Origin of the sequence: Kosakonia oryzendophytica, from assembly GCF_027886705.1 — a bacterium.
Lineage (GTDB): Bacteria > Pseudomonadota > Gammaproteobacteria > Enterobacterales > Enterobacteriaceae > Kosakonia > Kosakonia oryzendophytica.
In genome coordinates this window covers 3,843,383-3,869,545 of sequence record NZ_CP115659.1, presented here as the reverse complement: position 1 = coordinate 3,869,545, position 26,163 = coordinate 3,843,383, and the positions used below count along the sequence as shown (strand labels likewise).

The 26,163-nt window shown below is 55.1% G+C and carries 22 protein-coding genes and 1 tRNA gene; 6 read left to right on the top strand and 17 right to left on the bottom strand.

What is annotated here, in order from left to right:
- Positions 1-15 precede the first annotated feature (15 nt).
- The 4 genes from purK to ppiB form a co-directional block, all read right to left on the bottom strand.
- Positions 16-1,083, bottom strand: a complete 1,068-nt coding sequence (gene purK / locus O9K67_RS18760) for a 5-(carboxyamino)imidazole ribonucleotide synthase (protein ID WP_061497025.1) — start codon at positions 1,081-1,083, stop codon at positions 16-18.
- The gene (gene purE, locus O9K67_RS18755; RefSeq protein WP_061497023.1) at positions 1,080-1,589 is read right to left on the bottom strand and encodes a 5-(carboxyamino)imidazole ribonucleotide mutase; all 510 of its coding nucleotides are present in this window, start codon (positions 1,587-1,589) and stop codon (positions 1,080-1,082) included. Before purE ends, purK begins: the two co-directional genes overlap by 4 nt.
- A 130-nt stretch (positions 1,590-1,719) precedes the next feature.
- Positions 1,720-2,442 carry a UDP-2,3-diacylglucosamine diphosphatase gene (lpxH, locus tag O9K67_RS18750; RefSeq protein WP_061497021.1) on the bottom strand — a complete coding sequence of 241 codons (723 nt, stop codon included), beginning with the start codon at positions 2,440-2,442 and terminating at the stop codon, positions 1,720-1,722.
- A 3-nt stretch (positions 2,443-2,445) separates the two neighbouring features.
- Positions 2,446-2,940: a peptidylprolyl isomerase B gene (ppiB, locus tag O9K67_RS18745; RefSeq protein WP_061497019.1), complete on the bottom strand. Its 495-nt coding sequence runs from the start codon at positions 2,938-2,940 to the stop codon at positions 2,446-2,448.
- Positions 2,941-3,113: 173 nt separating this feature from the next.
- Here ppiB and cysS point away from each other — a divergent pair, with 173 nt between their 5' ends.
- Positions 3,114-4,499, top strand: coding sequence for a cysteine--tRNA ligase (cysS, locus tag O9K67_RS18740; protein ID WP_061497017.1), 1,386 nt, complete (start codon positions 3,114-3,116; stop codon positions 4,497-4,499).
- Between the two features lie 70 nt (positions 4,500-4,569).
- Here the strand turns inward: cysS and O9K67_RS18735 are convergent, their stop codons facing one another.
- From O9K67_RS18735 to folD, 5 genes are all read right to left on the bottom strand, one after another.
- Entirely contained in the window at positions 4,570-5,091 is a 522-nt protein-coding gene (locus tag O9K67_RS18735; protein WP_061497015.1) for a metal-dependent hydrolase, read from the bottom strand.
- 109 nt (positions 5,092-5,200) lie between these two features.
- Entirely contained in the window at positions 5,201-6,217 is a 1,017-nt protein-coding gene (gene malI / locus O9K67_RS18730) for a Mal regulon transcriptional regulator MalI (RefSeq protein WP_061500116.1), read from the bottom strand.
- 86 nt (positions 6,218-6,303) lie between these two features.
- Positions 6,304-7,803 carry a PTS transporter subunit EIIC gene (locus tag O9K67_RS18725; RefSeq protein WP_061497013.1) on the bottom strand — a complete coding sequence of 500 codons (1,500 nt, stop codon included), beginning with the start codon at positions 7,801-7,803 and terminating at the stop codon, positions 6,304-6,306.
- 260 nt (positions 7,804-8,063) lie between these two features.
- Positions 8,064-8,276: a ribosome-associated protein YbcJ gene (ybcJ, locus tag O9K67_RS18720; protein WP_061497011.1), complete on the bottom strand. Its 213-nt coding sequence runs from the start codon at positions 8,274-8,276 to the stop codon at positions 8,064-8,066.
- Between the two features lies 1 nt (position 8,277).
- Positions 8,278-9,144, bottom strand: a complete 867-nt coding sequence (folD, locus tag O9K67_RS18715; protein WP_061497009.1) for a bifunctional methylenetetrahydrofolate dehydrogenase/methenyltetrahydrofolate cyclohydrolase FolD — start codon at positions 9,142-9,144, stop codon at positions 8,278-8,280.
- A gap of 276 nt (positions 9,145-9,420) precedes the next feature.
- On the opposite strand from folD, the gene O9K67_RS18710 reads away from it, so the two are divergent.
- A tRNA-Arg gene (locus O9K67_RS18710) sits at positions 9,421-9,497 on the top strand.
- Between the two features lie 39 nt (positions 9,498-9,536).
- Here the strand turns inward: O9K67_RS18710 and O9K67_RS18705 are convergent.
- Complete coding sequence (locus O9K67_RS18705) at positions 9,537-9,785, bottom strand: hypothetical protein (protein ID WP_061497007.1); 249 nt, start codon at positions 9,783-9,785, stop codon at positions 9,537-9,539.
- 695 nt (positions 9,786-10,480) lie between these two features.
- Between O9K67_RS18705 and O9K67_RS18700 the strand changes: the two genes are divergently transcribed.
- The 3 genes from O9K67_RS18700 to O9K67_RS18690 all read left to right on the top strand — a co-directional run bounded on the left by O9K67_RS18700 (position 10,481) and on the right by O9K67_RS18690 (position 12,841).
- Positions 10,481-10,948, top strand: a complete 468-nt coding sequence (locus O9K67_RS18700; protein WP_061497005.1) for an Hsp20 family protein — start codon at positions 10,481-10,483, stop codon at positions 10,946-10,948.
- A gap of 290 nt (positions 10,949-11,238) precedes the next feature.
- A complete protein-coding gene (locus tag O9K67_RS18695) occupies positions 11,239-11,727 on the top strand; it encodes an anti-virulence regulator CigR family protein (protein ID WP_061497003.1) in 489 nt (162 codons plus the stop codon).
- Positions 11,728-11,788: 61 nt separating this feature from the next.
- Positions 11,789-12,841: a diguanylate cyclase gene (locus O9K67_RS18690; RefSeq protein ID WP_271044618.1), complete on the top strand. Its 1,053-nt coding sequence runs from the start codon at positions 11,789-11,791 to the stop codon at positions 12,839-12,841.
- Positions 12,842-12,941: 100 nt separating this feature from the next.
- Here O9K67_RS18690 and O9K67_RS18685 read toward each other — a convergent pair whose 3' ends face one another.
- The 5 genes from O9K67_RS18685 to O9K67_RS18665 are packed head-to-tail and all read right to left on the bottom strand — an operon-like array spanning position 12,942 to position 17,724.
- On the bottom strand, positions 12,942-13,712 hold the full coding sequence (locus O9K67_RS18685) for a 3-hydroxybutyrate dehydrogenase (protein ID WP_061497001.1): 771 nt from the start codon (positions 13,710-13,712) through the stop codon (positions 12,942-12,944).
- A 10-nt stretch (positions 13,713-13,722) separates the two neighbouring features.
- A complete protein-coding gene (locus O9K67_RS18680) occupies positions 13,723-15,117 on the bottom strand; it encodes a GntP family permease (protein WP_271044682.1) in 1,395 nt (464 codons plus the stop codon).
- Positions 15,118-15,167: 50 nt separating this feature from the next.
- Positions 15,168-16,349 carry an acetyl-CoA C-acetyltransferase gene (locus O9K67_RS18675; protein WP_061496997.1) on the bottom strand — a complete coding sequence of 394 codons (1,182 nt, stop codon included), beginning with the start codon at positions 16,347-16,349 and terminating at the stop codon, positions 15,168-15,170.
- Positions 16,346-17,014, bottom strand: coding sequence for a CoA transferase subunit B (locus tag O9K67_RS18670; RefSeq protein ID WP_061496995.1), 669 nt, complete (start codon positions 17,012-17,014; stop codon positions 16,346-16,348). The genes O9K67_RS18675 and O9K67_RS18670 overlap by 4 nt, the downstream gene beginning before the upstream one ends.
- On the bottom strand, positions 17,008-17,724 hold the full coding sequence (locus tag O9K67_RS18665) for a CoA transferase subunit A (RefSeq protein WP_061500110.1): 717 nt from the start codon (positions 17,722-17,724) through the stop codon (positions 17,008-17,010). The genes O9K67_RS18670 and O9K67_RS18665 overlap by 7 nt, the downstream gene beginning before the upstream one ends.
- A gap of 140 nt (positions 17,725-17,864) precedes the next feature.
- On the opposite strand from O9K67_RS18665, the gene O9K67_RS18660 reads away from it, so the two are divergent.
- Positions 17,865-18,749, top strand: coding sequence for a LysR family transcriptional regulator (locus O9K67_RS18660; protein ID WP_061496993.1), 885 nt, complete (start codon positions 17,865-17,867; stop codon positions 18,747-18,749).
- A 54-nt stretch (positions 18,750-18,803) separates the two neighbouring features.
- Here O9K67_RS18660 and O9K67_RS18655 read toward each other — a convergent pair whose 3' ends face one another.
- A complete protein-coding gene (locus O9K67_RS18655) occupies positions 18,804-20,312 on the bottom strand; it encodes a TolC family protein (RefSeq protein WP_061496992.1) in 1,509 nt (502 codons plus the stop codon).
- Positions 20,313-20,372: 60 nt separating this feature from the next.
- The gene (locus O9K67_RS18650) at positions 20,373-26,039 is read right to left on the bottom strand and encodes a putative Ig domain-containing protein (RefSeq protein WP_061500107.1); all 5,667 of its coding nucleotides are present in this window, start codon (positions 26,037-26,039) and stop codon (positions 20,373-20,375) included.
- Between the last annotated feature and the right edge of the window lie 124 nt (positions 26,040-26,163).

Here is a 26,163-nt window from a genome sequence, read left to right as displayed (position 1 = left end):
TGAGCAAACCCGCCGTTACGACAGCATCGACTGTGCCCAGGCAATGCCGCTGGCGTATTCCGGTGGCAGCAGGGGAACCAGCGCTTCCAGCGTCGCGCTCAGGCGGGCGGTATCGGTATCATTCAGATTCAGGTGACCCACTTTGCGCCCCGGCCGCACCTCTTTGTCGTACCAGTGCAAATGCACCAGCGGCAGTTTCAGCCAGTCGTAGTTCAGATCGCTGCCAATCAGATTGATCATCACCGAAGGGCTATTGACTACCGGCGGCGGCAGCGGTAAATCCACCACGGCGCGCAGATGCAGCTCAAACTGACTGATTGATGCGCCGTTTTGCGTCCAGTGCCCGCTGTTATGCACGCGCGGTGCCAGCTCATTGATCAACAAACCTGCTGGCGTGACAAAACACTCCATCGCCATCACGCCGACGTAGTTCAGTTCATGCATAATCGCCGACAGCATGGCTTCTGCCTGTTGCTGCTGCGCTGCGTTAGGCTGCGGGAATGCTACGCTTGCGCGCAGGATCCCATCCTGATGCAGGTTATGCGTTAGCGGGTAAAACACGGTGCTACCATCATGGGCGCGCGCGCCAACCAGCGACACTTCACCGAGGAAATGAATGCCCTGCTCGACGATGCACTCGCCATAGCATTCATCCGGTAACTGGTCGGTCTCTTCCGCACGTAAGCGCCACTGCCCGCGACCGTCGTAACCGCCCACGCGGCGTTTTACAATTGCCAGCTCACCAAGGCGAGCGAAAACCTCTGGCCATTCGCTTTTCTCTGCCAATAGCTGCCATGGTGCTGTCGCCAGCGAGAGTTTATCGAAGAGTTGTTTTTGCGTGAGGCGGTCGGCAATCACCGGAAATACATCACGGTTGACGAACGCCGGGTGGCGTTCCAGTTCTCGGGTCAGGGCCGTTTCCGGCCAGCGCTCGATTTCCGCTGTAATCACGCTGTGCTGAAAGGGTACCGCTTGCGGATCGGCATCCAGCCCGACGGGCCAGACCGCAATACTGAGCGGTTCGCCCGCCTGGCGTAACATGCGCCCGAGCTGACCATTACCTAATACGCAGACCTGTTTCATGCCGCACCTCGCGGGTCCGGGTTATCCAGCACCTCATCAGTCTGTGCGTTACGCCAGTCCGCCAGACGCTGATGCAGCGCGGCGTCGTGCTGCGCCAGAATCTGCGCTGCCAGCAGGGCGGCATTGGCTGCGCCTGCTTTACCAATCGCCAGCGTGCCCACCGGAATGCCGCGCGGCATTTGTACGATGGAGTAGAGGCTGTCCACGCCGCTTAACGCCGCGCTTTGTACCGGCACACCCAGCACGGGCACCAGTGTTTTTGCCGCGATCATTCCCGGCAGATGCGCTGCGCCGCCAGCGCCGGCAATGATCACCTGATAACCGTTGTTCTCCGCGTTTTCGGCGAAGCTGAACAGTTTATCCGGGGTGCGGTGTGCAGAGACGATTTCAACATGGTGCGGGACGTTCAGGGTATCGAGGATTTCTGCGGCGAACTGCATGGTTGCCCAGTCGCTTTTCGAGCCCATAACAATGGCGATGCGCGCCGGTTGGTTGCTTGAAGACATGCGTCTCAAAACTCCTGTGGGTGTGCTTCAGACTACATAAGAGGGCACAGAGAATAGCATGTAAAACGGACAAGGAAAACGGTTGCGTGGCGATGTTTCGCGGATCTATCGCCGTGCTACGCAGCCAAAATCAGAAAGGAAAAGGGATCAACTCCACGTCACTCTCGCTCACCCGCACCATTGACCCTTCGCTGTGCCAGGCACCTAATACCGCGCGAAACGCCGGCGCGTTATTTGCCGTCAGGGTATGAATGTACGGACGATGAGTATGACCATGGATTAGCCACTGAACGCGGTGTTTTTCCATTGTCCCGACGACCGTCTGCGGATTAACATCCATGATCTCCAGCGATTTGCTGCTATTAGCGGCGCGGCTGTTAGCCCGCATTTTCCGGGCAATACGGCGGCGGATAAAGAGCGGCAGGGCGAGAAACAGCGCCTGTAACCAGGGCTGATGGACTTTGGCGCGAAATGCCTGATAGCCCACATCGTCGGTACATAGCGTATCGCCATGCATAATCAACACGTTGCGGCCATACAGCGTCAGCACCTGTTCTTGCGGCAGGAGTTGCATGCCGCTGGCACGGGCAAAACGTTTACCAAGTAAAAAATCACGGTTGCCGTGGATGAAGTAGCAGGGCACACCGCTGTCGACGAGGGATTTAATCGCCTGCGCGATCTGCTGGTGTAGTGGGGTTGGGTCGTCGTCGCCAATCCAGGCTTCAAACAGATCGCCCAGGATATAGAGCGCATCCGCCTTACGTGCTTCTCCCGCCAGAAAACGCAGAAAACCGGCGGTGATCGCCGGTTCTTCTGTTTGCAGGTGTAAATCTGCGATAAAGAGTGTCGCCACGAATTACTCGCTAACGGTCACGCTTTCAATGAGCACGTCTTCTTTTGGTACGTCCTGATGCATACCGCTGCGACCGGTAGCGACCGCTTTGATTTTGTCTACAACGTCCATGCCTTCAACCACTTCAGCAAACACGCAGTAGCCCCAACCTTGCAGGCTTTCGCCGCTGAAGTTCAGGAAGTCGTTGTCGACCACGTTGATGAAGAACTGCGCGGTGGCGGAGTGCGGTGCCTGAGTACGCGCCATTGCCAGCGTACCGCGGGTGTTTTTCAGGCCATTGTTGGCTTCGTTTTTAATGGTGTCTTTTGTGGCTTTCTGATGCATGCCCGGTTCAAAACCGCCACCCTGGATCATAAAGCCATTAATAACACGGTGGAAAATCGTGTTGTTGTAGAAACCTTCACGGCAGTAGTCCAGGAAGTTTTTAACCGTTTCAGGCGCTTTGTCGTCAAACGTTTTGATTACGATGTCGCCGTGATTAGTGTGGAAAGTAACCATTATTGCATCCTGTTCTGATAGTGTGGTGCGTAGACCCGGCAATGGGCCAGAGATAGTCGCTTGTTATAGCATAACCGGCAGGTTGGATCACCTTGCAAAGTGTGCTGCTTCGGGTTTGAATTACAGGTAATATATGCAGCTTTCGCTCCACACACGTCTACATGGAATCTTCGATGTTAAAAATCTTTAATACACTGACGCGCCAAAAAGAGGAATTCAAACCTATTCATGCCGGGGAAGTCGGCATGTACGTGTGTGGTATTACTGTTTACGATCTCTGTCATATCGGGCATGGCCGTACGTTTGTTGCGTTTGACGTGGTCGCCCGCTATTTGCGTTTTCTGGGCTATAAGCTGAAGTACGTGCGCAATATCACTGACATTGATGACAAAATCATTAAGCGTGCTAATGAAAACGGCGAAAGCTTTGTGGCGTTGGTCGATCGCATGATTGTCGAGATGCATAAGGATTTTGACGCGCTGAATATTCTGCGTCCGGATAACGAACCCCGCGCGACGCACCATATCCACGAAATTATTGAGATTACTGAGCGTCTGCTTGAGCGCGGCCACGCGTATGTCGCGGATAACGGTGATGTGATGTTCTCCGTGCCGACCGATCCGACCTATGGTCAGCTTTCCCGTCAGGATCTGGATCAACTGCAGGCCGGCGCGCGCGTTGAAGTGGCAGAAGTGAAGCGCAACCCAATGGATTTCGTGCTGTGGAAAATGTCCAAGCCGGGTGAGCCGAGCTGGCCGTCACCGTGGGGCGAAGGGCGTCCGGGCTGGCATATTGAGTGTTCAGCGATGAACTGCAAACAATTGGGCTCGCACTTTGACATTCACGGCGGCGGTTCTGACCTGATGTTCCCGCACCATGAAAACGAAATTGCCCAGTCGACCTGCGCCCACGATGGCGAATACGTCAATTACTGGATGCACTCCGGCATGGTGATGGTTGACCGTGAGAAGATGTCGAAATCGCTGGGTAACTTCTTTACCGTGCGCGATGTGCTGAAGTACTACGATGCGGAAACCATCCGTTACTTCCTGATGTCGGGTCACTACCGTAGTCAGCTTAACTACAGCGAAGAGAATCTTAAGCAAGCACGTTCTGCGCTGGAGCGTCTGTACACCGCGCTGCGAGGGACGGATACCTCGGTCGCGGCGGAAGGCGGCGAGGCGTTTGAAGCCCGTTTTATCGAAGCGATGAACGATGACTTTAATACGCCGGAAGCCTACTCCGTGCTGTTTGATATGGCGCGTGACGTTAACCGCCTGAAAACGGAAGATGCTCATGCGGCAAACGCACTGGCAGCGCATCTGCGTAAATTATCCGGCGTGCTGGGCTTGCTGGAGCAGGATCCGGATCTGTTCCTGCAAAGCGGTGCACAGGCGGATGATGGCGAAGTTGCGGAAATCGAACAGTTGATTCAGCAACGTCTGGATGCGCGTAAAGCGAAAGACTGGGCGGCGGCGGATGCGGCGCGCGATCGTCTGAATGAGATGGGTATCGTGCTGGAAGATGGTCCGCAAGGGACCACCTGGCGCCGTAAGTAACAGTGAGAATAAACAGGCCGGATAAGCGTTAGCGTCTTATCCGGCCTGTGAATGACTACATGCCGGGCGGTTAACGTCTGCGCCACCACAATAATCCCATCACCACCGCTCCCGGCAGCCATACCCACAGCAGTTCAGAGATAATCACCTGATGCCCGTATGGCGTGTTGTAGCGTGATAACGCGAAAGGTGCCACTTTAATCACCTGCCACGGGGCAAAAAACCGTTCGTCTGACCACGGCCATAACCAGCCAACGCCTTTACCCCCGGTGGTGATAGCATCCAGCAAACTGTGCGACAGCAGCGACACCGTCAGAAATGCCCAACAACGCAACAGACTGGCTTTAAACCATTTTCGCCCCAGCCAGGTCACCAGTAGCGGCACCACGAAAGCAAACAGCAAGGAGTGCGTAAACCCGCGATGACCGAACACATTGCCGTAGGCAATACCGAATTTAAACGCCAGTACGTCGGCGTCCGGTAGCATGGCCAGGCCAATACCCGCCAGTAATAAACCGCGTGGAATAACTTTGCTGCCGAGGCCTAATCCAAGGCAAAGGGGAACAGCAGCATGGGTAACAATCGTTGGCATGGGGTATGTCTCTGAGCAAAAAGGGAATTATAGCGCTGTCGGCAGGCAAAATGAGTGCGGTGTTATCTGAATCTTCTGCCGTTATAACGGTGCCCGCGTTTTCACGCTTTTATGCCGATTCCCGGGCAATTAACTGACCAGAGAGCGTAATTCGTTGCGTTTGCAGTGTCGGCTCTTTCAGCTTGCGCATGATAAGCCCTGCCGCCTGACGCCCGGTTTCCTCGCTGGCTGAAGAAACATAGGTAAACGACGGTGAGGTGAGGTTCACATGCAGCATATCTTCAAAGCCGATCAGCGCCACTTGCTGCGACAGGAACACATCTTTACCGACCGTATGACCGGTCTGGTGAATACCGGAAATAGAGCCAATCATCGCGTCCGGAGAGTGACAAAGCAGGGCCGTAATCGTGCTGTTTTTTTCCAGTAATTCCCGGACAGCATAACCCGCCGCTCGGGTGTCATCGCTGCAGGCCGGGGTGGACTCTTCACGCAGGACCAACCCGTATTGTGCCATAGCACTACGGAACCCTGATAAGCGCTGCTGGCGGATCAGGTCGCCTTCGATACCACCGATATAGGCGATATTACGGTGGCCACGCTCAATCAGATAACGCGTGGCGAGACTGGCGGCCTGGCGGTTATCACGCATCACCAGATCACACGGCTCATCGAGCAGGGATTGGGACACCACGACCAACGGGAGCGGGCATTTACGGATTTGTGCAGGCAGGGTGGCGCTTCGCGTATCGGAAGCGAGATAAATCACTCCCGCGACACCTTGTTGTTTGAAAGAGAGCAGGCAACGTTCCAGGTGTTCGCCGTCATTCAAGGGTTGTCCCAGGAAGACCATATAGCCCTGTTTTTCCAGCTCCTGAACGATGCTGGCCATCACTTTGATGGAGAAGCTGTCGCTGAAATCGCGCAGGATCAGCCCGATAAGATTAGAGGTGTTGGCGCGCAGATTGGCGGCGGCAACATTGTGAACATAACCGAGCGCATCGATAGCCGCATGGACTTTATCGATGGTCGCATTTGAGATTTTCCCTTTCTGGCGTAGCACCAGCGAAACGGTTGAGACCGATACGCCGGCCTGTTTTGCGACATCAATGATGCTGACTTTCTTCAAAACCGCTCCCTGAAATTTCACGATAATCAGCCTGATACTACAACGTCTCCCGGCAATACCAGGAGACGCATCAGGCCGTTATCTTATTATTTGCCGATCATTGTGGACATGGTCTGGGCGATAAATTGTGCCCTCGCGCCGAAAATAACCTGAATACCGCTCTCACCCACGAACACCACGCCGCGCGCCCCCAGTCCGTTCAGACCGTCTTTATCCACCTTGTCACTCTTCGCCACTTCCAGGCGCAGACGAGTGATGCAGGATCCAACAGAGTCGATGTTCTCTGCGCCGCCCAGCATGCTGATGATTTCGGTGGCCAGTTCGCTATCCGTTTTGTCATCCGCAGTGGCTGTGACGTCGGTTCGTCCTGGTGTTTTTACATCAAAACGGCGGATCACGAAGCGGAAGGTGAAGTAGTAAATCAGCGCCATCGGAATGCCGACGATGACCGCATTCAAAAAGTGGGTCTGGTAACCGTTAAACGACGGCAGAATACCGAACGAGAGATAGTCGATAAACCCGGCGGAGAACGATTTGGCGATATGCGCATGCAGCAAATACATGGTCATGTACGCCAGGCCAGCCATGATGGCGTTAAAGACGTAGAGGATCGGTGCCACGAAGATAAAGGTAAATTCGACAGGCTCGGTGATCCCCGTCAGGAAGCAGGTTAACGCCGCAGAGAACAGGATCCCGAAAGCAATTTTCTTATTGCGGGTATGCGCTTCGTGGTACATCGCCAGGCAAGCCGCAGGCAGTGCGAACAGCATCAGCGGAAACTCGCCCTGCATAAATTTACCGGCATTCTGGTAAGTGTCGCTGCTAAAGGTTTTGGTGCCTTCTTCCAACATTTTGAACCAGATAGTCTGGTCGCCGTGGATAACCTGGCCTGCCTGGGTGGTGTAATCGCCAAACGAATACCAGAATGACGGATACCAGATATGGTGCAGACCGAGCGGGATCAGCGCGCGTTCGACGAGCCCGAAGATAAAGGTTGAGGCGGCCTGGTTATCGCCATTGACGATAATCGACAGTGCATCGATGCCCGCCTGGATATGTTGCCAGACATAGGGCAGCAGCAGGCCAAGGACAAACGACAGGAAAGCGGTGGCGATGGCAACAAAGCGCTTACCGGAGAAGAACCCGAGGAACTCCGGCAACTGCATGGTGTGGAAGCGGTTATAGCACCAGGCGGCCAGGATACCGCAGATTAGCCCGCCGAAGACGCCCATTTGCAGCGTCGGGATGCCGACCACCATTGCGTATTTCCCGCCCTGCGAGGCCATTTCCGGCGTGATGCTTAGCATTGTGCCGATAGTGATATTGGTGACAAACACGGACACCGCCGCCGACAGTGCCGCAATGCCGGATTCCGATGCCAGCCCAACAGCAGAGCCGATAGCAAAGAGCATCGGCAGATTGTCAAAAATTACCCCGCCAGCGTTCATCATCAGCGGCAGGTGGAATTTGTCGCCGAAAGCCAGTAACAGGCCAGCAGCGGGTAGCAGCGAGATAGGCAGCATTAAGGCGCGGCCGATCATCGACAATTTAGACAACGATTTAACAAAACCTGATATCAGACTCATGCTGATCTCCCCCGAAAGTGCGCTCTTTTAGCGCTGTTATTGTAAGTAGAACGTTTTAGTAGAACGTTCTACTTATCGTGAGAGAAGCAGGCGTCAGCCGCAACTAAATTTTTACATTCAGCCAAATGAGATCGTGATTCTTTGAGGTTGATCGATAATTAACCGTGATAGGTGAGGGGAAATGACAACACATTCCCCTCACCCAATCTCTTCTTCAGAAGAAGAGGCAGTTTTCGCTCTCACCGAACGGGGAGAGCGGATTACGCGGTAACGGTGATGCTCTGACCTTCAAAACTCACCGTCTGCCCGGCAACGATTTTGCAGCGCTTGCGCGTTTCGACTGCGCCATCCACTTTCACCAGACCGTCGGCGATGGCGATTTTCGCCTGTGCGCCGCTTTCGCTCCAGCCTTCCAGTTTCAGCAGATCGCACAGCTCAACGTGCGGGTGTTTACCAAGGGAAAATGTTGCCATCTTATGCGCCTTCTACATCGTGGTATTCTTCACACGCTTGCAGCGTGTTCTGGATGAGGGTGGCAACGGTCATCGGGCCGACGCCACCCGGAACGGGGGTGATATATGAGGCGCGCGCAGCAGCTTCTTCATAGATCACATCGCCGACGACTTTACCGTTTTCCAGACGGTTAATACCGACATCAATCACGATCGCACCTTCTTTGATCCACTCACCGGGAATAAAACCCGGTTTTCCCACAGCGACGATCAGCAGATCGGCGTTTTCCACATGGTGGCGCAGGTTGCGGGTGAAACGATGCGTAACGGTGGTAGTACAACCCGCTAGCAACAGCTCCATGCTCATTGGGCGACCGACAATGTTGGAGGCGCCAATCACGACCGCATTCAGGCCATAGGTATCGATGTTGTAACGCTCCAGCAGCGTAACGATACCGCGCGGTGTGCACGGACGCAGGCGCGGCGCGCGCTGACACAGGCGACCGACGTTATAAGGGTGAAAACCGTCAACATCTTTGTCTGGCGCAATACGCTCCAGCACTTTCACGTTGTCGATGCCCGCAGGCAGCGGCAGCTGAACCAGAATACCGTCAATGGTGCTATCGGCATTCAGTTTGTCGATAAGCTCCAGCAATTCGGCTTCGCTGGTGGTTTCCGGGAGATCGTAAGAGCGGGAGATGAAACCCACTTCCTCGCAGGCTTTGCGCTTGCTGCCGACATAAATTTGCGACGCAGGATTGCTGCCAACCAGTATGACAGCCAGGCCAGGTGCACGTTTTCCGGCCGCCAGACGCGCCCGAACTTTTTCCGCAACCTCAGAGCGCACCTGCTGCGCAATCGTTTTACCATCAATAATCTTTGCTGCCATCAGAGAGAGGATTCCATCTGTCATTCAACTAAGGGGGATGTGGCTATTTTGTCAGAAGCGCGGCGTGCTGTCAGTTATCGTTTGCGGTTTTCCTCCCCGCCTCCGCCCGAAACGGGGGAGAGCGGGGCGCAGTGGGCGGTTCGCGGTCGGGAAACGTTGTGAAAATGTGCACTGCCGTTCACTAAGCAAGCAACCGGCGGAAAAGTCATTGACTCACCAGGCGCTGACCGTATAATTCCAGGCGTTTCCCCTTGCAGGGAGCATCATCCACGAAATGCGCCCTTAGCTCAGCTGGATAGAGCAACGGCCTTCTAAGCCGTAGGTCACAGGTTCGAACCCTGTAGGGCGTACCATTTCCCAGTAAACAGCCATCACCAGTGCCCGTTTTTGCATCAACCCTGAGAAGACGATTTAAGCTTCACTCCCATAATTCTGGACGCAACCGCTTTTGCTGCTTCAAGCTTTACTTTCCCTGATTCAGACTGTGTACCAGACTCAAATGCTTTGAAGTTGAGTTCGATGTTCTCAATAGCTTTATCTTTGAAAAATTGAGGCAGCTCAGTGAACAGAGACTGAAAAATTATTTCATACGCTAAAGCACGACACTGCAGATCATTAATCACGTCTTCTACTGGCTTCATAACTTCTCCTCAAAAAACACGATGGTGTTCACTGGCAAACAAGAAATGTTCTGTCACGAGTATCTCTGTGATGTGAATATTTAATATCGTTCAGATAGACAAATAAAACCAGGGGATGCCATCACCAAATTGGGCCGTGAATCAATCGGAATCATTTCACTTCTCACAAAACGAATGGAACCGTCACAGGGCAAGTGAATGACATACAGGACGACACCAAAAAGGAGTGCCTTCAGCCGATGTATTGGGGGGAACCTGTGTGCGATAAAAATAAAAACTGGCAGATGCGACATCGCCACCGCCAGTAAATAAGTTGGTACTTGTCATAAGTCATATCCGTTGTACATGTTATAGCTCACGGCGCTAAAACAGACTAATCGCAAATTACCGCATTCCGATTCATAAAATTAATGATCCTGGTAGTAGTGCTGGCAGCGACTTCAAGCTGGCTTATGGTCATAAGCTAAATTTTCAATACGGTGACAGTGTGGCGAACTGAGCATCGGGCTATAAAAGCGGCCGGTTTGCCTGGCCGGATGGTTTATCCTTGCCGCTTCTGAGTCCTGGCCCGCAAGGTTGAAAAATTTTCCCTTTTCCCCCTTGAAAAACGGTTGGCAGGCATTATCTCTACCAGCGGACAAGCAACGCTTGCCTGTAACTTGAGCTTTTGAATCGATTATTCAGGAGGTTAATTTATGGCACTCAGAACCTTGTCAGCACTCCCAGGCTTTTCTGATTCTGCTTTTGCTGACCGTTTTAACCGCATCGACAGACTCTTTAGCCAGTTAACCGGGGACTCCCCTGTGGCATCGTTACCGGCCTATGATCTGAAAAAAGTCGATGCAAACAACTACCTGTTAAATGTCAGCGTGCCGGGCTGGAAGGAAGATGAGCTCGAAATCGAGACCGTCGGCGGTAACCTTAATATCTCGGGTAAACGTGCTGAGAACGAATCTCAGGATGAACAAGGCTGGATATACAAAGGCATCCGTCGTTCAGACTTTCGTTTGAGTTTTTCCTTACCGGAACATGCCCGCGTCAGCAATGCAAAACTTGAAAGCGGTCTTTTACAGCTCTCTATTTATCAGGACATTCCGGAGAGTGAAAAACCGCGCAAAATTGCGATCGAAAACGCCAATAACGTTATCGAACATCATGCCTGATACGTTCACGTTAATGTGATGTCTCTCTGAGGCCCGCGAAAGCGGGCCTTTTTGTCACTGTCATTGGCATAACCAGGGCGAGAGTACAGATAACCGTGATATAAGAAACGTTACCTTAATTTCTTAAGGTTTTGTATCGCGCTGAATAGAATGATTTTTCAGTAGCAAGAGTTGTTTTTTTAATCTTTAATGCAAATTTTCGCAGGCGAAAAAATAAGAATTAGAGAGATAGAAAATTCGCATCTCTATTATAAAATTTAAAACAGTACTCCCACCCTGAAGGAATGATCATGTTTACGCGTCGCAGTATTTCAACCGCTATAGCCGCAGTAATTTCATTGTCTGTGATGGCTACCCCTGTACTGGCAAATCCCGGCAACGGGCATGGTAACGGCAATGGAAATGGTAACGGAGGCGGTCACGGTAATAGTGGTAATCACGGTAACAATAACACTTCTGCACAGCAATCAAATGGGCAGGGTAAAAATAAAGGTAAACCCGATCACGTAGAATCCAATATCAGTTTCTCAACCGCGCGCCAGCTGGCTGTTAACTATGGTCTGGTGGGATATCAGGCTCTTCCTCCTGGCATTGCGAAAAACCTGGCCCGGGGAAAACCGCTCCCTCCGGGCATTGCTAAAAAGACAGTTCCGGCCTCAATGCTGGGTCAACTGCCCTATTATCCGGGCTATGAGTGGCGCATTGTGGGGGATGATTTAGTGCTGGTTGCATTGAGTACGGCAGTTGTGACCGCCATCATCAATGGTGTATTTAATTAAACGTCAGACGTTTAATTCCTTCTTATCTTTATCACCCCAGGATCACACAAGGCTGTCAGCAGTGCTGGCAGCCTTTTTCTTCATGAAATACAACGATACGTATATTCCCGGCTTTAAGCTTTTTGACAATAACCTTACTGATCATGCTGGTTTGCTTTACGGAATTATAGTTGTCTTCTGTTATTATTTTGGGAAATATTACGGAGAGGAATGGGAATTGAATAGGGAATATAAGTATATTGATGCCACTATTTCCGGGCTTAATAAATCATCTGATGCACATTTTAAATGGTTAGTTAACGTTCTGTATTATGTTTCGAAGAAACATGATCATGCTTCAGATATAACAAGCTGTAATGCACATGAGCGTTGTGAATTCGGTATCTGGCTTCAGCAAAAACTTAATGAAGACCGGGATGATAAAAGTTATCTGCAGGATATTTATCATAAACACGTCGGCATACATGAAAAATGTCGGGAGTTGCTGGCGGTCTTGACGTTTAATGAAGCCTCCGCTGACGCATTTGAGGCGTTTGCATCAGCGCTGTTGGCCTTTAATCAGTCGTTGACGCTGTATAAGACGCACCTTCTGCAGCGGCGCACCAGCTTTGATACCTTAACCGGCTTGCCGTTGCGTCGAACGCTTGACGAGTCCTTTGAGAAGACATCAGAAAAGTTTGCGAAAGAAGGCCTCTATTTGCTGCTACTGGATATTGATCATTTCAAGAAAATCAATGACAACTATGGTCATTTGACCGGCGATCTGGTGTTACGCGCGTTGGCTATTCAGTTAGAGGATGAGACGCGCAAGTGTGAATCTGTTTATCGTTACGGTGGCGAAGAGTTTATTATTTTACTCCATGCTTCCAGCGATGAAGATGCCTTTGCTATCGCAGAAAGGATCCGATTATTGGTCGCCAATACGGAAATCGCCGCAGGTGATCACAGCATAAAAATAACCTTTACTGCCGGGTTAACCCAGGTGCATGAAAATGAGAGTTTGCACCGGATACTGGAAAGAGCGGACAAAGCCCTCTATCACGGGAAACATACCGGGCGGAACCGGTGTGTCTATGTAAACCGATACAGTGATATGTATAACATTGCGGTATGAAATGATCGGTACAGCCAACCGTGACGATGGTTACGTATCAGGAAGGCCTCAAGCCACCCCTATATTGGCGGGTGGCTTTTCTCTCTCGCGTGTCAAATGATTATTGCGCGACCCAGCCACCGTCCATATTCCATGCCACGCCCCGCACCTGTACGGCGCTGTCGCTGCATAAAAACAGCGCCAGTTCGCCAAGTTGTTGCGGGGTAACAAACTCACCGGACGGCTGTTTTTCCGCTAACAACTGACTGCGGGCCTGTTCAGGTTCCTCGCCTGCGGCAATGCGTTTATCGATTTGCTGCTGCACCAGCGGGGTCAGTACCCAGCCCGGACAGATGGCATTACAGGTGATGCCGGTATTGGCCGTCTCCAGCGCCAGCGATTTGGTAAAACCAACCACGCCATGTTTGGCTGCCACATAGGCCGATTTTTCTTTTGAGGCCACCAGTCCATGAACTGACGCGATATTGATGATGCGTCCCCAGTTTCGCGCACGCATAGCGGGCAGCGCAAGGCGGCTGGTATGGAAAACAGAAGAGAGATTGATGGCAATAATGTCATCCCATTTTTCAACCGGGAACGCCTCCACTGGCGCGACATGCTGGATCCCGGCGTTATTAATCACAATGTCCACGCCGCCAAACTCCCTTTTCGCGTAGGCCATCATTGCAGCGATTTGCTGAACATCACGCAGATCGGCGTCGTGATAACCGGGAGTTTTCCCAAGACTTGCTATCTGCGCGCGTGCGCTATCACTGTCGCCGAAACCATTGAGGATGAGCTGTGCGCCCGCTTTTGCCAGCACGCTGGCGATCCCCAAACCGATGCCGCTTGTCGAACCAGTGACTAATGCTGTCTTACCGTTCAGATTCACGTTTCTCTCCTTACACAATGCCGGTCAGATAGAACACGGCAATGACAAAAAGTACCGCCATGCTTTTGATGAGGGTGATGGCGAAAATACCGCCATAGGCCTGGCGATGGCTCAGACCGGTGATCGCCAGCAGCGTGATGACCGCACCGTTATGCGGGAGCGTATCCATCCCGCCGCTTGCCATCGAGGCCACACGGTGCAACACCTCAAGCGGGATGTTGGCGGCGTGCGCAGCCGCAACAAAGGTATCAGCCATCGCGGCCAGCGCGATGCTCATTCCCCCGGAGGCGGAACCGGTTATCCCGGCGAGCGCCGTCACGCTTATCGCTTCATTTAATAATGGGTCAGGAATCGCGGATAACGCTTTCGACAGCACCAGAAAACCGGGCAGGGCGGCAATTACGGCACCAAAACCATATTCCGATGCGGTATTCATGGCTGCCAGAATGGCACCGCTTACCGCAGTCCGGCTGCCTTCCGCCAGGCGGCCGCGAATGTTATGAAAACCAAATATCAATACCAGCAGGATCCCGGAAATGAGCGCGGCTTCCACCGCCCAGATGGCGGTAATTTTGCCAACCTCGGTAACGATAGGCTTCGCCAGTCCTGGAAGCCTCAGTTCATGGCTGACGCCATACCACTGCGGGATCCAACGGGTGAACAACAAGTTAAGGATACCCACCAGCAGCAACGGTGAGAGCGCAATCAGCGGGTGGGGCAGACGGACGTCGTCAGGCGTCTCCGGTTCATTTTGCAAATCCGTGCCGTAACCTTCCCCGGCATGTTGCGCCTTCCGGCGCTGGCGCTCCAGCCACAACAGACCAAAAAAGAGGATAAACAGCGACCCGATCAAGCCGAGCCACGGCGCAGCCCAGGCATGCGTGCCAAAAAAGCTGGTGGGAATAATATTCTGGATCTGCGGCGTGCCGGGCAGGGCGTCCATCGTGAACGAGAACGCTCCCAACGCGACGGTCGCCGGGATCAGACGCTTGGGGATCCCGCTCTGGCGGAAGAGCTCTGCGGCAAACGGATAGACCGCAAAAGCCACCACAAACAGCGATACGCCGCCGTACGTCAACAGGGCGCAGACCAGCACAATAACCGGTATCGCGTGGCGACTCCCGAGGAGGCGAATGGCGGCGGCAACAATTGAACGGGAAAAACCCGACAACTCAATCAGCTTGCCAAATACCGCGCCGAGCAGGAACACCGGGAAGTAGAGCTTCACAAAACCAACCATTTTTTCCATAAACAGGCCGGTAAAGGTCGGGCCTACCGCGCCAGGATCGGTCAGCAGCACGGCGCCAAGCGCCGCGAGAGGGGCAAAAAGAATCACGCTGTATCCGCGGTAGGCAGCCAGCATCAGTAATGCCAGTGCCGCCAGGGCTATCAAAACACTCATTATGGCTCCTCACTATCAGTGTTGTATTCGGCTACCGAACGAGACATCAGGGACTAGCGCGCAATGGTCATGGCGATGCCTTGCCCACCGCCGACGCAAAGCGTGACCAGCCCTTTGCGGGCATGTCGGCGTTGCATTTCATGGAGCAATGTCACGAGGATCCGGCAACCCGACGCGCCGATAGGGTGGCCCAGCGCAATCGCACCGCCGTTAACATTGACCTTATTGCTGTCCCAGTTAAGCACGTTGCCAACCGCCAGCGCCTGGACGGCAAATGCTTCGTTGGCTTCGATGAGATCTACCTCATCCAGCGTCCATCCGGCCTGCTCCAGCGCTATCCGGCAGGCGCTCACCGGGCCTATGCCCATCACGGACGGATCGACACCGGTCACCGCGCAACTCACGATCCTGCCCAATACTGGCAGATCCCATTGCTGTACCTGTTCAGCGCTCATTAACAGCACGGCCGCCGCGCCATCGTTGAGGGGAGAAGCATTACCGGCGGTAACGGTGCCATGCTCGCGGCGAAATGCCGGGCGCAGTCGCGCCAGTTGTTCAAGGGTGGTGTCCGGGCGGGGTTGTTCATCGGTATCCACAATCTGCGGGGGGAGCTTGCCCTTAGTGACACTTACCGGCGTGATTTCCGCCCGGAAATGCCCCGCACTGATGGCGGTGGCGGCTTTTTGTTGCGATTGAACCGCAAAGATGTCCTGGCTTTCCCGGTTAATGGCGTACTTTTCCGCGAGGTTTTCCGCTGTGATCCCCATGTGATAGTCATGAAATGCGTCCCACAGCCCGTCGATGATCATACTGTCCTGTAGTGCCGCGTGCCCTAAATGCAGGCCTTCGCGCGCTTTTTTTAACAGGTAAGGGGCATTGCTCATGCTTTCCTGCCCGCCGGCCACAACCACCTGCGCGTCACCGCAGCGAATAGCCTGCGCCGCCAGTTGTACGGCTTTCAGCCCCGCACCGCACACCAGATTGACCGTGGTCGCGGGGGTTGTGATCGGCAGGCCTGCTGTGATGGCAGCCTGGCGCGCCGGGTTTTGCCCGCATCCGGCCGTTAAAACGTGCCCCAAAATGACGTCATCAACCAGAGTGGCCGGAACATGGCTGCGCGCCAGCACACTGCGCACCACGTTCGCGCCCAGCTCGACGGCGGAAAGGGGAGAGAGCATGCCGCGAAACGCGCCGATGGGCGTTCGTGTTGCCCCGACAATCATCACCTCTTTCATGGCTGCGTCTCCGGGAAGCTCATCTCTCGTACATCGTCCGGGACGATAAGACGCCCGGCGGTTTTGCGGGCAATCTCCTCAATGCTGACGCCCGGCGCATACTCCCGCAGGACAAACGCGCCATTCTCAATTTCAAGCAGGGCCAGATCGGTCAGTACGCGGCGGATACACGCCACGCCCGTCAGCGATAATGTACAGCGGGGCAACAGTTTCGATTCACCCCGCTTTGAGGCGTGGGTCATCACGACAATGATGTTTTGCGCCCCGGCCACCAGATCCATCGCGCCCCCCATTCCTTTGACGACTTTGCCGGGGATCATCCAGGAGGCAATGTTGCCTTCAACATCCACTTCAAACGCACCCAGCACGGTGAGATCAACATGACCGCCGCGGATCATGGCGAACGACTGCGCTGAGTCGAAAATTGCCGCACCGGTTCGCGCTGTCACGGTTTGTTTGCCTGCGTTAATCATGTCGGCATCGACGTTGTCCTCATCAGGAAACGCTCCCATGCCCAACAGACCGTTCTCAGACTGCAACATCACATCCATCCCGGCGGGAATATAGTTTGCGACGAGCGTCGGAATACCGATGCCAAGGTTGACGTAATACCCATCGCGCAGCTCCTGCGCTACACGCATCGCCATCTGTTCGCGCGTTAACATAAGCCCGCTCCCTCTTTACGCACTGTGCGCTGCTCAATGCGCTTTTCGAAGCGCCCTTCAATGAGCCGGTCAACGTAGATCCCCGGCGTATGAATGGCGGAGGGCGGAAGCTCACCCGGTGGGACAATTTCCTCAACTTCCACGACGGTGATGCGGCCCGCCGTCGCCATCAGCGGATTGAAGTTTTGCGCGGTATGACGATAGATGACGTTGCCGTACCAGTCGGCTTTCCAGCCCTTAATCAGGGCAAAATCACCGGTGATAGCTGTTTCAAGAATGCAGTGATGATCGCCGAAGCGGCGGCTTTCTTTGCCCTCAGCCACCGGCGTGCCGTAACCAGTCGCGGTATAAAAAGCCGGAATACCGGCACCGCCTGCCCGGACTTTTTCCGCCAGCGTGCCTTGTGGCGTCAGTTCGACGACCAGTTCGCCGCTGAGCACCTGCTGCTCAAACCGATCGTTTTCTCCCACATACGAGGCCACCACTTTTCGTATCTGGCGGCTTTCCAGCAGTAAACCGAGGCCGAAATCATCCACGCCGCAGTTATTAGACACGACAGTCAGTTCCTGCACGTTGCGTGACCTGACTTCAGCGATCAAATTTTCGGGTATGCCGCACAGACCAAAGCCGCCCACCAGCAGCGTCATTCCGTCTGTGAGTCCGTCCAGCGCCTGCGCGTAGCTGGTGACACGTTTATCCAGTCCCGCCATTTTCATCTCCCCTCTATCCGGTGCGGGTATCATTAAAGGCCTCCACTGATTTGTGAATTTTGAATTTGTGACCCATTCATTAGGATTTTTTATTAATTTGTTGTTAACTAATTTTTTTCAATTAGTTAACAGATGAAAAAATGAGAATGAGCGTCAAACAGTTACGCGCGTTTTTAGCGGTAGCTCACACTCTGAATTTCGCGCATGCCAGCGAAAGGTTGGCGCTTTCACAGCCCGCGTTGAGTCTGACGATCAAAGGACTGGAGGAGGCGCTGGGCGGCCCTTTACTGCAACGAAGCACCCGAAAAGTCACGTTGACGCAGGAAGGGGAAACGTTTTTGCCCATCGCCCGGCAGTTGCTGGCTGACTGGGACAGCGCAGAAGAGGCGATGCGCCAGTGCTTTACGCTGCAACGGGGGAAGATATCTGTCGCGGCGATGCCCTCTTTTGCGGCGAACATCCTGCCGGAGGTACTGAAAGCCTTCCGCGATCGCTATGCGGGCATCAACGTAACGGTGCATGATGTGATCAATGAGCAGGTCATTGAAATGGTGCGTGAAGGGAGGGTGGAAATGGGTATTGCGTTTGAACCTGCGCCGACCCACAACCTGCTCTTTACGCCGCTCGGCATTGATCGTTTTGTCGCGATTGTGCCGAAAGAGAGCGCACTGGCAGCCAAAAGCCATCTCTGCTGGCGGGAATTACTGACCATGGATTTTATTACCCTGCAACGCCCTTCTGCGGTGCGCCTGATGCTGGAAGAAGAGTTAGCCCGCAGCGGGCGAAAACTGGATGTGGCGCTGGAGAGCCACCAACTGGTGACGGTGGGCCGGATGGTCGCCAGTGGTCTGGGCGTCAGCGCCGTGCCCGCGCTTTGCCAGAGTCAAATGGCATCGCTTGGCGCGGTGTGTCTCCCACTGGACAATCCGCGCATTGAAAAATGTGTGGGTGTGCTCCATGCCGGGCATATGCAGCTTTCAAAAGCCGCCTGTGCCTTGCTGGAAACCCTGAAAGGTTATTATTGAAGCCTGCGAGAGGGGCTGGCGCCTCTGTTGCAGACGCCAGCACGGAGCGACGGATCAGAACGACTGCATGGCGCTGATATTGCCTTTTTGCCAGTGGCTTTCTGACTGGCGTAGCGCCTGGCTGATATCGGCGAGACGATCGGACGGCAGTGTTTTTGGCAGCAAATCCAGCCCGACGGTCGAGAGGATCTGACCGTAGGTGTTACGCAGTTCTGCATAGGCCAAATCCTGACGCAGAGAGGCATTCAGCGCGTTCAGTTCCCCCTGAATCAGCTGCAACTCCCCGATACTGTTTGCTTTGTAGCGGTTTCGCAACTGCCCGGCAATCTGACCGTCCAGATCGCTCAGCTCCTCGCTGGTTTTGTACTGGCGCTGCGCCTCATTAAAATTCGCACGGGCGACGTACAGTTGTGCCATGATGGCCAGCGACATCGCCTGGCGTTGAACCTCAGAGACGCTCTCATTGGCCTTCGCCGTTTTGTAAGCCGCAGGACCGGATAGCAGATTAAACAGGTTCCAGGTAACCTTTACCCCCACATCTGCCCAGCTCTGGTTCACCATAAACGAGTTGCTGTCATAGTGACCTCCGGCGCTGACCTCCAGTCCCGGCAACATGCGCAGCAGCGATTTACGGGTTTCGGCTGCATGAATACGCACCTGATAATCCTGCTCTTTCAGTTCCGGGCGGCTTAACAGCGCCGTCTGCTCCAGGGTAGCGAAATCGACATTCAGTTGCGGCACCGTCATGTCATCTTTTTCCGGTAACGCCAGCGTATAGGCGGTATCCAGCGGCAGGTTCATTAAGGTCGCCAGCTCGGTTTTCGCCAGTGATAACGCCCGCCGTTGCTCTTCCAGTTGACGCACGGCATCTATCAGCGTGCGGCGATAACTCAGTACTTCAACCGGATCGCCCACCTGCTGCGCGCTCATATGCTCACTCGCTTCACGTGCCTGATTAACCCGGTCAATCAGACTGTCGATACGGCCCAGCAGGCGTTCTGCTGCCACGGCCCGCCAGTAGGCTGAACGCACATCCTGAATAACGGTATGCACGACTTTGCGTTTGCGTTCATCGGCAATCCAGCGTTGATCGGCCCGCTGTTTGGCGCTGACATAACTGACGCCGAAATCCAGTACGTTCCAGACCATTGTCAGGTCGGCGACGTCACGGTTCTGGTCCAGTGAGGTTGAAGGCTCCAGTGATTGTCGCCCGGTTTCAACGCTTCGGCTGCTGGAGGCGCTGGTGTTGCTGCGGCCAACGTAGCCGGCCGACATGGCAATCTGCGGCAGCATGTCATAGCGCGCAAGCTCCAGTTGCTGTTGCGATAATGCCTGCTCCATCACCTTCAGACGGGCTTCCAGGTTGTATTTGAGCGCCCTCGCCATGGCGTCATAGAGCGTAATCGGCGCGGTGACCGGCTCCTGTTTGCTGAACATGGCGATTTTATCCTGCTGAATACGCTGCTCACCTTCCGCTTTGGATACCGGCTGGCTGTTGACGGCGCAGCCGCTCATGGCCACCACGATGAGGCTCAGACTGAAAAGTTTACGACCCTTTAACACGATTCCACCCCTGCTGACTCTTGTTGTTATTGTCACCCACGCCCTGACCCTAAGGCGCGTTTATGTGCGTTGTCTGTCGTCGGTGATTTGTCCGACCTCCCTCAACGCCTGCTCAATGACGACCAGCCGCTGCTGCGCATCGTCCCCAATTTGATGTAATTGCCACTCCAGATCGGGCGCGAAGTGCATCAACGTGGCGATGGGCGTGGTCGCGCCATCACTGGCATTGATGTTGCGCCAGCTTCCGCCGGAGAATACCGCCATGGGCGATAGCGAAGGCAGGCTACTTCCCGAAAACATGCCCGCCAGTGAAGAGGAGCCGCCCAGTGCTCCGCCGCTGTTGAAACTGGGGAATGAACCGAGCGAACTTTCAAACAGGCTGGCGCTGCTGGAAGCGATACCCTGCGCAAACGTGCCCGCTACCTGACTGACCGGTGTGGTGTTGTCTGGTGCTGTCCGTTGGGATGACTGAAAAATCGTCGACGTGACCGTGGCGACGTCTGCTGTTCGGGCGGTATTCAGCGCGCCGAGAGACGGCGGGGAGAACAACGCGCCTAAGGTCACCGGCGCATTAGTCACTACCGAGATCACCGGCGGGGCAGAAGGCGCTGGAGGCTGTGAACCGCCCGCATTCATGCGGAATTCCGGGTCGCCGCCGCTGTCGTTACTGGCTGTAATCGTCAGCGTAAAGGCGGTGCTAACCGAAACGTTACTGCCGTCGGTGGCGGTGATCCGAATAGATAAGCTTCCGGCATCGCCCGTGCCCGGTATTCCTGAGAAGGTGCGGGTCGCCGGGTTAAAGTTCAGCCAGCCTGGCAGTGCAGAACCGTCCGCCAGGGTGGCGCGCAGCGTCAACGTGTCGCCAACATCCGGGTCGGTGAAGAGGCTTGCCGGAACGGTAAAACTGAAGCTGCTGTTTTGTGTCGCGGTTTGCGCATTCAGTGCGCCCGACAGGACCGGCGCGTCGTTAACATTGGTGACGTTCAGCCCGAAGGTAGTGCTAACGGAGGCATTGGCGCTGTCAGTGGCGGTAACCCGAATCGCCAGACTTCCGACATCGCCATTTGCCGGTGTACCGGAGAAGGTGCGGGTCGCCGGGTTAAAGCTCAGCCAGCCTGGTAGCGCGGAACCATCCGCCAGGGTCGCACTCAGCGTCAAAATTTCGCCAGCATCCGGATCGGTGAAGGTGCCCGCTGGCACGGTAAAACTGAAACTGCCGCCTTGCGCAATTGCCTGATCGGCAACAGGCGTGGCAACGACCGGCGGCAAGTTGCTGTTATTGACGGTTAAGCTAAAGGTCGTGCTGACTGATGCGCTGCTGCCGTCCGTTGCGGTGACCCGGATGCTCAGGTTGCCCACATCGCTTCTGGCTGGCGTTCCCGAGAAGGTGCGCGTCGACGGGTTGAAACTCAGCCAGGCGGGCAGCGCCGAGCCGTCGGCCAGCGTCGCGGTCAGCGTCAGCGTGTCACCGGTATCGACGTCGACAAATGCGCCATTAGGAACGGCAAAGCTGAATACAGCATCTTTTGTTGCACTTTGACTGCCGATGGCGCTACCGACGGTGGGCGCGTCATTGACGCTGGTGACCGTCATGGAAGCTTGCGCACTGGCGTTTGAGAACGCGCTGCTGCCGCCAGACGTTGAGGTGTCTGCAAGGCCTGTGCTGGCCCCGGTTGTGGCGGAACCGCTGGTTTGATCCCATGCCTTGAAAGCCAACGTCGCGGTCTCGCCATTCGCCCCGTCCGGCACATAGCGAACCTGCGCGGTTGAGGCCAGTAACAGGGCTGATGAGCCCGACACCGTACCGATATTGAACCAGTTTGCGCCGCTGTCAGTAGAGTATTGCCAGTGACCGTTGCCCGTGGTCAGCGTAATGGCAATACCGCTGGCGGCACCGCTGTCGACATCACCATAGCCCGCATTGCTGAGCAATGAAGAGACAGTGGTGGCGGAGGAGGTATTGTCTTCGTTGGTGGTGGGCAACGTGACGGTCACGCCGTTAGATAAGGTTGGCGCGTCGTTCACTGCCGTGACGTTGAGGGTCATGGTGCCGACGTTGGCAGACGAGGCAGTACCGTCGCTGACGGTCCAGGTGAACGCGGCGTATCCTGCGCCGTTGGCATTCGCCGCCGGGCGGAAGGTCAGTTTGCCGATGTTGGCCGCGCTGACCACCGAGCCGTTGCCAAGCAGCGTGTCGCCACCACCGCGAACGCCATCGCCATTGGCATCAATAAACAGCTCGCCCGCACCCGGCGCCGTCACGATGGTGATCGATTGCAGGGTGTCACCGCTGTCCACATCACTGAAGCCGAAATCTGCAGCGGTAAAGGTCTGCGCGCTGTCCTCGTTGACGGTCTTGCTGACAGGCGTGTTGCTGATCACCGGCGCATCGTTCACCGCCGTGACGTTGAGGGTCATGGTGCCGACGTTAGCAGACGAGGCAGTACCGTCGCTGACGGTCCAGGTGAACGCAGCGTATCCTGCGCCATTGGCATCCGCCGCCGGGCGGAAGGTCAGTTTGCCGATGTTGGCCGCGCTGACTACCGCACCGTTGCCGAGCAGTGTGTCGCCAACACCGCGCACGCCATCGCCATTGGCATCAATAAACAGCTCGCCCGCACCCGGCGCCGTCACGATGGTGATCGATTGCAGGGTGTCGCCGCTGTCCACATCGCTGAAACCGAAATCGGCAGCGGTAAAGGTCTGCGCGCTGTCTTCGTTGACGGTTTTACTGACGGTGGTGTTGCTGATCACTGGCGCATCATTCACCGGCGTAATACTGACTACTGCCTGATTCGTGCCGCTGCTGTTGATGGACCCATCGTTGAAGGTCCAGCCCAGCGTCACGCTGGAGGGCGGATCGTCAGAACTGTTGGTGTAGGTCAGGGATTGCAGCACCGCATCCACAATGGCGGACGTGGCGTTGCTGTTGAAGGTCAGTGTCAGCGTGCCCGCTGAATTGGTGGTGACGCTGCCTACCGTGGTGCCGTTGTAGGTAAAACTTTGGCCTTGCGTGAGCGCTCCCAGCAGACCGCTGTTGCCGAAGAGATCATTACTGTTGGCCCCGCCGTTGCGGGCGACAGTGATCGACGCGCCGTTATAGTTACCCAGCCCACTGTTAAGGGCATCCAGTTCGGTGTCGGCGACGGTGACATCGTTGTCGATGACCACTGCGCTGCCGTTTTCGGTATAGGTCGCGCCGCCGTTCAGGTTGCTGAAGACCGGCGCGGAGTTCGTTGTGGCGGTGATCGACGAACTGTTAACGGCCGTCAAACTGCCCGATGTGGCCCGTAACGCCAGCGTGTTGGTGCTGCCGCTATTGGTATACATAATGACGAGGCCGCTGTAGGTGGCGATACCGCCTGATGGCGTCAGCGTTACCGTGGTGCTGCTGGCGTCCTGATCGCCAGATGTGACCGTAAAGCTGTTAACCGTGCCATCAACCGTTCCGTCGTTAGGGTCTGTGACTGAAAGCACAATATTGGTGGTGTAATCCTGATCCACCATGCCATTTGCATCGACAGCCTGCACGACCGGGACGGTGGTAAAACTGGTGCTTTGCCCATTCTGAATGGCGGTGGGTACGGGCTGTGTGCTGAAGACCAGCTTGGTTGCAACCACATCCGGGTTGATGGAGGCCGAGGTGGCACTCACCAGGCTACCGGCTGCGGCGGTAAGGACAAAGTTGGCGTCAGCGTCGCTGGCTGACGTGTATTTCACGCCGCTAAAGGTGGCTATACCGTTTGACGCGGTGACGGTGGTGGTGCCGGTGAGCGAACCGCTGCCATTTTCGCTCAGCGTGATTGAACCGTTGAAATCGGTATCGATGTTGCCGCGATCGTCCACGGCGATCACCACCGGCTGGGTGGTGAAGTTTATGCCGCTGACCACCGATGTGGACGGCGACTGGCTGTAAATCAGTTTGGTGGCGGCGATGTCAATGCTCGCGCCGCTGCCGTTGGTGACGTTGGCCTGGCTGCTGGCGAAGGTCGATCCGCCGGAGACCGAGGTAAAATTGCTGGCGTTGACCGACAACACCACGGTGTGGTGATCGGTAATATCGTTACTGCTGGTGTTGTCGTTGTAATACGCCTTGATGGTGTAGGTTTCGCTACCACCATCGATAATCGACAGGTTCAGCCCGGAGAAGGTGATTCTGCCCGTGCTGCTGTCGTAAGTGCCGAGCACGTTGGTGGCGTCCGGCCCGTTGAGTAAAAAACTCATCTTCGCCAGTTCCGACGAGGTGGCTGTTCCGCTTACGGTCGCGTAGAACGCGCTGACATTGGTGGCAAGGCCATCGGATGTTCCCGGGTCGGCTATCGTAAAATCCATCAGCGTGGTGGCACTGGCAGCCGATGTCGCGGTGGTGGAAAACGTGGTGGCTTCCGCTGACGGACCGGCGGTGACGGTGGAGGTCGCATTTGACGCCACGATGGCTTTGACGTCGGAAATATCAAAGTTGTTGGTACCGAAGTCGAAGCCCCCCGTCCCGTTCGCGCTGGCGATCACCACTTTGATGACGTCGTTCGCGGAGGTGGACAGGGGATTATTTGACGCGTCGCGGAACACCGAGAAATTCGAGAGGGTGATATTGGCATTCGCGGTGGCGATCAGCGTCCCGGTGACGGTGGTGTTATTGGCATAAGTAAAGGTGACCGTAATGGTGTCATTCAGCGAAGTGTAGTAACTGAAACTGGTCAGATCGAAGGTAAAACCGGAGGCCACCGCAATCGTCAGTTTGGTGGCATCACCAGTCTGGTTACCGGCGCTGTCAGGGAAGACGTTGTAGTTGGTGCCGTAGTTATTGGAAAACGAATACCCGTCCTGGCCGGAAAACGTGAACCCGACCGTGCTGACCGTTTTGTTGTAGATCCCGCTACCGCTATTTAAATCTGCGTTATCAAACACGACGATGGTCAGCAGTTCGTTGTAGTTGTTGAACGCCAGCGCATCCGCCTGGATCCCATCACTGCCAACGCTTTTTTCCAGCGTCCAGTTGCCGCCTTTCGCCACGCTGCCTGTGAGATCGCTGGAGGCTGCCACGTCTGCGCCGGTCGCGCTGGAGAGGGTATTGATAAAATTTACCCCTTCACCGGATGCCACCGAGCAGCCATACAACAGAATGTCACCGCTGTCTGTTAACGACGCGCCAAGCGCGCTCAAATCACTCTGGCGCGAGGCGAGGGTGGTGCTGTCCAGTGTCAAATCACCGAGATAGAGACGACCTTCTGCACCGTGACTGATGATGTGAATCGCGTCATAGCCGCGGTGCGTTTGCGCCCATTGTGCCATTTGCGAGAGGCCATCTTTGCTGCTATCCAGCAACACCACATCCGCGCCGGTGGGCACTTGGTTGAGCAGTGTCTGGTAATTCGCCACCGAGGTGTCAACAAACACCACTTCTTTGTGGGTTTGTCCGCTATCGGCGGCAACCGCCACTTTTGTGTTATCGGTTGTGGTGTCCTGACTGGCGGCCTGGGTCTGAGAGTCGCTATTTTGCGCGTGGCTATCGTCGGCGTGCGTTGCCGTGTCTGCAGTGGGCGTTGGTGTGGGCTCTTGCGCGGCGGCGGTTTGGTCCACGGTCGCGGCAACCGCGCCGTCAAACAGCATTCTGGGCTCAAGCGCATACCCCAGCGGGACGGGCTGCGTCACCTCAACGGGCCGGGGAGAGTGGTTGCGTTGTTGACGGGCAACGCGACGGTTACTGAACAGATCACGCCATAACATAGAGGTACCCCAGCAGACGAATAACATTCCGATCATCATGTCCGCATGCCATGGACTCAGCGACGTCAGGTTGCGGCAAACATGTCAATTTGTTTCTGAAATGTAATTTATGTCTTAATAATGT